This window comes from Mesonia phycicola (assembly GCF_900141885.1).
Lineage (GTDB): Bacteria > Bacteroidota > Bacteroidia > Flavobacteriales > Flavobacteriaceae > Mesonia > Mesonia phycicola.
In genome coordinates this window covers 1-6,987 of record NZ_FQYY01000019.1, presented here as the reverse complement: position 1 = coordinate 6,987, position 6,987 = coordinate 1, and the positions used below count along the sequence as shown (strand labels likewise).

The 6,987-nt window shown below is 30.1% G+C and carries 6 protein-coding genes; all 6 read right to left on the bottom strand.

Features of this window, described 5'->3' with window-relative positions; genetic code table 11:
* A partial coding sequence (locus BUC03_RS15400; RefSeq protein ID WP_234971641.1) for a hypothetical protein occupies nt 1-186 on the bottom strand: 186 nt, incomplete at its 3' end.
* Nucleotides 183-602, bottom strand: coding sequence for a hypothetical protein (locus tag BUC03_RS14605; RefSeq protein ID WP_143159216.1), 420 nt, complete (start codon nt 600-602; stop codon nt 183-185). The genes BUC03_RS14605 and BUC03_RS15400, both read right to left, overlap by 4 nt.
* Nucleotides 603-845: 243 nt before the next feature.
* Nucleotides 846-1,616: a DUF4145 domain-containing protein gene (locus BUC03_RS14600; RefSeq protein ID WP_073153753.1), complete on the bottom strand. Its 771-nt coding sequence runs from the start codon at nt 1,614-1,616 to the stop codon at nt 846-848.
* A 27-nt stretch (nt 1,617-1,643) separates the two neighbouring features.
* Nucleotides 1,644-2,168, bottom strand: a complete 525-nt coding sequence (locus BUC03_RS14595) for a hypothetical protein (RefSeq protein ID WP_073153750.1) — start codon at nt 2,166-2,168, stop codon at nt 1,644-1,646.
* Nucleotides 2,169-2,891: 723 nt separating this feature from the next.
* Nucleotides 2,892-3,608: an HNH endonuclease gene (locus tag BUC03_RS14590; protein WP_073153747.1), complete on the bottom strand. Its 717-nt coding sequence runs from the start codon at nt 3,606-3,608 to the stop codon at nt 2,892-2,894.
* A gap of 741 nt (nt 3,609-4,349) precedes the next feature.
* Nucleotides 4,350-6,833, bottom strand: coding sequence for a hypothetical protein (locus BUC03_RS14585; protein ID WP_073153745.1), 2,484 nt, complete (start codon nt 6,831-6,833; stop codon nt 4,350-4,352).
* Between the last annotated feature and the right edge of the window lie 154 nt (nt 6,834-6,987).

Here is a 6,987-nt window from a genome sequence, read left to right as displayed (position 1 = left end):
TTTTATTGTCTTTAATTCATATTTATCCATTCCGCAATTAGAATTCAAAACCTTAAATTCTTCGTCTCCTTGTTTTGTCAAATATTTGATAAATTTCTTTTCATAATCATTCCAAGTTCCACCTATAGGTGTTTCTCGACAAGTCTTTACTAAACTAAATATTTGATTTCCTTTTTGGATTATCATTCCGCCTGATTTTGTTCCGATTTTAAGTGCATTAATTCTCTGAAAAAATTTTTGTTAGTCAATAAATATTCAGCTGGTTTTTCTTTAGAAGTCATTTCTATGAGAGCAAAAGTTTTTAATGCATTCAATTCGCTCTGATAGTTCGCGACAAAAAGAATAAAATGCTCGTAATAATTTGGTTCACTATTTTTCGGATAATTTTTATTTGAATAAGCTATTATATTTTTAAGTCCAACGTTGTCAAAAATTTCAGTATGTTTTGGTTTATTCAAATCTGTTGCCTCAAAAGAGTGTTCTCTATAATTTTCTTTCAAAACGTCTTTTGCAAAAAGTTCAGCAGATAATGAGTAGTCAACCTCTAATTCCGATTCGTTTTTTAATTCAGTATTAGTATCAATGCTTGGTTCAGAATTCAATTCAGGTTTTTGATTTTCAGCTTTCTCATTGCAAGAGCAAAAAAGCAAAATAATTATTATTAGTATGTTGTTTCGGATTCTCATTTTTCAGCTTGCAGGTAACGGTTTTGTATAATTTCCCAGCTAAGGGAAGGTTAAGAGTAAAGATAGTAAAAAAGAGCTAACTTTAACGCTTTTGCGTCTGTGTCCGCAGGACACAACTAAACCTTAGTTGGAATTATACAGTGTTGGTAATAGTTTTTATTAGAAAGGAAAATCTTTGTCGACACTTTTTAATTCGCTTATTAAAGCTTGTCTATTTTCTTTTTCCGTATTGATATCTATTGGCGCATCAGTTCTATTATACTTCAACTTTTCAAGCTTTGAAGTAATCCCCATTACACTTATAATATACCAAGTAACTGATATAAATTTCCTTCTAGGAGTATCATTTTCACGCTTTCTTATATCTAACTTTAACTCTTCAATGATTTTTTTAGGCTCATTATCATCTAATGTTGTTGGATTTGGTGAATGAGCAAATATATTTCTTAAAGACCTAATGTTTTCTAAATCAGTTTTCTCTGATTCACTAATCAGTCCAATAGAGTAAGACATTTTAATTTTACTTGAAAATGTTCCCAGAGGACCACTGAAATCAAATAAATTTTTAAAATGTTTTTTACTTCCTATTAATTTTCCTTTTAATAAATCAGTTAGTATCGTTTCTAGAAATGAAACAGCTAATATGACACAACCTCTATCTGATTCATTAATTAACTGCTCTCTCACACGAGCAGTATTATAAAGGAATGGTTCTAAATCGGGTTCAACATCTATTAATTTTTCAGAAAGTACTTCTATTAATAATTTAGCCTTTAATATACTTTCCGGTGTTACTTTATTCATTAAAAGTATGTTTTTGAAATTATTACCAACGGTTTTGTATAATTTCCCAGCTAAGAGAAGGTTAGGAGTAAAGATAGTAAAAAGAGCTAACTTTGACGCTTTTGCGTCTGTGTCCGCAGGACACAATCAAACCTTAGTTGGAATTATACATTGTTACCTGCTGTTATTATTCCATTCAGTTAATATTTTCTTTCGTTTTTTTCTGTCTTTTCCTTTTACTCTTTTTAATCTATCATCACTAAATAGCCATTCCACGTATCTTTCTTTAAATACTTTGTTATTTAGATAATTATCAATACCAAAATAATATTCAATTCGATTCGGATTATTTTCGCAAAAAGTCAGCGTACAATTTTGAATTCGCGTAACTGTAAAATATGGCATTGGCTCAATTCTATCTGCTATTATAATTGCAATTTCTCCTTTAGTCAAATTCCGATTATAACATTCCGATTTAACTTTAGTCAAGGTTGTATCAGTAAAAAAATCCGCAAGAGTTATCAAAGAATTTTCTCCAAATGCTTTTATTTTTTCGACTTGATTGGTTTTTATTATTTCTTTTGAGTTTTCCGTTTCCGCAATTATATTTAGTAAAGAGTCAATTTCAGATTCACTTTGAGAAAAACCCAAGTTGAAATTCAGAAGTAAAATTGATATTATTAAACTAAATTTTTTCATTCGTTTTTATTTGTTTCCAAATTTACTCTTTATGTAATAATTCAAAACCTTAAATGAGCGAACTGCCTTTTTCGTTTAGTTACAAGCGTTTTTTTATAATTGCAGGTAACGTGTTTGTGTATGATTTCGTTACGGGAAAATCCAGCGGATTTTTCCGATTAATAACGAAAGATAGCAAAAATGATTGGAATTTCCGACAGGAAATTCCGCCGTAATGAATTATACACGTTGTTGGGTTTTAGTGCTTTTATAATTCATTCTGATTTTAGTTTTCTCGGTCAGCTTTTAATTCATTCCGCAAACTAGCTCAAATTCCGACCGTTTTTTAATTCGGATTTGAGTGAGCAATTCCAGCGTTGTTTTTCCAGTTCCGATTGTACAAACAAGCTAAAAAGTCAACCGTAATTTAATTCAGAGTTTGAGTGAGCAATTCCGCAGCTGTTTTTTCATTCCACCTTAGATTGATAATTCCGAAAATTATCAAAATTCCGCACACAGTTTTTCTGATTTATCTATCTTAAAATTCTAAAAAAAATCGAAAAATAAACTAGGCTTTTTTCAAACCGCAAACTTGCTCCAGCATTAAACCCAACGGTCTCGTATAACCGTCAGTTACGGGTTTATATGCGTTAATTCTCGGTTTGGCACTGACCTTAGCAATTCCGAGTGGATTCGGACGTAGTCGAATCCGCCGTAATTGCGGTTATACATTGTTGTGCACAGTTATTTACATATTTCATTATAGTGATATTCTAAAAATGATATGTTTGGTTCATTAACTTTTGGTTTTTTAAATTCTAAATCAGTCAAAAGTTTCTTTATTTGTTTGTCTGATTTTGGTCCAAATACTATTCTATATTCAGAGTCTAATGAGAAATAACCTTTGTCAAACATCTTATCGTGCAAAACACAAAAGCAAATCGCATTTTGAGGGTTTAATCTTTCCTCTTTGTCAGACATCCAAGGTTTTATATGACTACAAACAAGTAAATCGGATTTGTTTATTTCGCAAATAGCACAAGTTGAATTGTAATTGTCCAAAACAATTTCCCTTAGTTTATTTTGATAAGCTCTAATTTTTATTTCACTCTTAGATTCAGTCGGATTATTACTTTTATTTATTTCCTGATTTTTTATAAAATATTCCTCTGCTTCTTCCTCTACGAAATTCAGTTCCTCAATGATTTGTAATGCTTTTTTAAACTCTAAATCGTTAGTGGCATTTAATTTGGAAATCGATTTTTTAGTCAAAAGACCTTTCTTGTCACCACGAATATTATAATGATGTAATAATTCCATCGCTACAAAACCGCCTCCTCTGGCTGGTGCAGGTAAATTTAGAATCTCTCTTTGGATATTTCTATGACTTTGTCCATCTATTAAGTAAGCTTTTATTACTTCGGCAATTGTATAATTATCAAATTTGTCGGTGATTACCATAGTTTGGTTTTAATTGTGCACAACGGTTTTGTATAATTTCCCAGCTAAGGGAAGTTTAGGAGTAAAGATAGTAAAAAGAGCTAACTTTGACGCTTTTGCGTCTGTGTCCGCAGGACACAACCAAACCTTAGTTGGAATTATACGTTGTTGTCTAAAGTGCTTTTTCCGTCCAGATTATCGATTCCACTTTATCGTTTCTGAGCGTTTTAGTCAGCCGATTTCAAATTAGTATTTTGAAAACGAATTTTAGTTTTACTTTTTCTCCGTACAGTTTTGAAAATGGAGTAGTGCTGAGAAATTTTTATCCGTAACAATTTATCCATTTCAGTTTTTTCAGCTGAGTAAGTTTAAGTCCGCCGAGTTTTAATTTAATTATCTACCTTTAAGTTTCTCTGCGCAAAGATTTACCAAACAGTTTTTCGTCTAAGTGATTTTTATCCGTTCAGATTCATCATTTTTTTTAAGTTTTCGCTTAAAAGATAGATTAATTTAGAAATGAAACTTGAAGTTTACCACGCTGTAATTGTGCATTTTTGACAACGGTCTTGTGTATGAAACGTAGCGTATAAATAAACGCTAACTTTTCGGATTTAGCACGAGCCGAAATTTTTATTTTTATGTTTAATTTTCTTTCATAAATATAACCAAATAAAAAATTTGGCGTACTTTGTAAATATACTAAAACCTCTTGGAAAGCCTATAATAGCTATGTTTTATACACGTTGTTGTATGCTGGCTTTTCTATTGTTCCACTTTTAAATTCGGATTACCGTATAAATGCATTGCACACCAAGCAGCAGGAGTAGGATATTTTTCATAAACCTTTTTATTTGCTTTAAATAGGGCAATATCAATTGAATCTCCGTTATTAAATGAACTTAAAAATTCGGGCAGCCAAATTTCCGGAACATTTATATGTAAACCCCAAAATGGAGCTATTATAGCTTTATATCCTTTTTCAATATATGTTTTTACCAAAGATGTAATGTTATTCTTAAATAGTTCTGATTTGTAAGAACCAGAATGGCAGATTAAGAAAATTAAAACTTCTCCTTTACCAATGACTTTGTTAAGGTTTACTAGTGGTCTTTCAGATGGATATATAATTTGTTTTTCAGCAATATCTTTTGCTCCGTGAGAACAAATAATATTTATGTCAGAAGTTATTGAGGAATCCTTTTCCAATTTTGTATTAATATCAAAACTATTCTCCATTAAAGTATCTTCTATTTTGGCATATAACTGGTTTAAGGTAAAATCTCCTTCTTCCTTTGGTATCCAGATAGATTTCGAATAATTTTTATTGATTGGCGTTGATTTGTCAACTGATAAATACCATTCTGTGGATAGAATATTTGTAATTGGTTTGCTTAAGTGTAGAAAATCTCCATTTTGATTAAGAAATAAATTATGTGGAAAATCGGTTAGTTGCATATCTTTTATAAGATAAATGGAATCTGTATCATAATCAACATTCAACTTACTAAATGAAATTTCATTATTTATTTTTCTTGCTTCTGCAAAATGTTCCTCTTCATAAACATTTCGAACTCCACCTTTATCTTTGAGAGTATCATCAAACGAAAAACTCGAAAAATACTCTCTGTTAGTAAGGCTTTTAAATTTTGACCAATCCCATTCGGTTAACTCAAAATATTGAAAGGTCTTATTTCTGAAAGCTAATTGAAATACTTTCCCCTCGGTTATTGCAAGCCAAATTGTCGATTGAAATTTATTTTTAGATATCTCGCTTTCAATTTTATCTCTTTCACTATATATCTTATTAAACTTTTCTAATTCAGTTGTAGGAACTTTAAAAGGAGCAAATTCAAATGATTCTTTAGATTTAAAAATCAAGCTAAAATCCGATTTAATCATCATAGCCAACAAAATTGCTTCTGAATCTTTTTTTGCAAAACCATCTTCAATTATTCTATTCGCAATTTTAAGTGACATATCATTATCATAAACAATATCTGATTTGTTCCTTGTCTCATTTAATTTGATTAACGATTTTTTTAATTGCTCTTTTAAAGATGAGGAGTTACCATCGATAATATTTTTATAGCTACTAATTGACTCTTTTGGTACAATTTGTTCAAAAATATTTACATAATAACCTAGACCAGTAAGACTGAAATTTGCATTTGGGAAAATCCTTTTAACATTATATAATGTAATTAGCCAAGGTAAAGATTCGTAAACTCCACCCGAGAATATATTCTCTCTTTCTTTGTTTAGATAATCTAATAATAAATCAGGTAACTTTTCTTTCTCCAATGGTATTAGACTTGTGAAGTAAGAATGGTCTATTGAACGCCTGTGATATCCAGAAAACTCTAGTGTTTTAGGTATGCTTTTATACATTTTTACAGCGTAAGGATATAAGCCAGTATTTCTAAAATATTTTATTGATTGCCAAATTAATTCTTGTAGATATTTATCCGAAATTCCCTGCTTATTTTTTAATGCAAGGTGCATACTTATATTAGCATAGAGTAGAGCTGCTTGAGCACTACCTTGTGCTGAATAACACCTGAAAGCATTAAAAAAACCAAATTGTGGATAATCATCATTAAAACTGGAAATTATAATTTCTTCAGAAACATCTCTAGCTGCTTGATAAAATTCAGAAGAGTTAAGTCTATCAATAAAAATTCCGATTATAAAGTAAAAGAGTTCGGGATTGTTCAATCTAACGAGTAAATGCCTTAAAATAGGCAACTGTAGCATTATATTATCGCTTTGTTCCTCTTTCCAGTCTATTTCTTTGGCACTCTCTTGTATTAGACTAATTTGTAAAGAGATTATTTCTTTTATTTCTAACTCTGTTAAGTCGTTGGGAGGAAATTCAAAATCAGAAATTCTTAATTGATTATTTATTTTAAGGCTTTTTTCTAATAACTTTAAAAATTTGCTGTTTGATTCATCAGTAATTTCAGCTTTAGCTACAGACTGGTCTAATTTGTAAACATTATTTTGACTAGTCAATTTTTCAAACAAATCGAAAAAGATAAATAAAGAATATGAAATGGACTTTCTATCGTTATCTTCTAAAGTGGATAGAATTAATGGAGAAAATTTTCGATAAGTTTCGAAATCGGTTGATAATATTTCAAGTATTTCAAAATAATGTATTATAATTTCTTTTTCAAACACATTATTGTCGTAGAGATTTTCAGATGTTAATTTTGAATGAAAATCTTCAAATACTTGTTTGTTCATATTTTTTGTTGGAGTTTTTTAGCTTGCATACAACGGTTTTGTATAATTTTCCAGCTAAGGGAAGGTTAGAAGTAAAGATAGTAAAAAGAGCTAACTTTGACACTTTTGCGTCTGTGTCCGCAGGACACAACCAAACCTTAGTTGGAATTATACG

Excerpts from the sequence above, each read along its gene's own strand:
- BUC03_RS14595 (WP_073153750.1), bottom strand. The coding sequence starts at position 2,168 with ATGAAAAAATTTAGTTTAATAATATCAATTTTACTTCTGAATTTCAAC.
- BUC03_RS14590 (WP_073153747.1), bottom strand. The coding sequence starts at position 3,608 with ATGGTAATCACCGACAAATTTGATAATTATACAATTGCCGAAGTAATA.
- BUC03_RS14585 (WP_073153745.1), bottom strand. The coding sequence starts at position 6,833 with ATGAACAAACAAGTATTTGAAGATTTTCATTCAAAATTAACATCTGAA.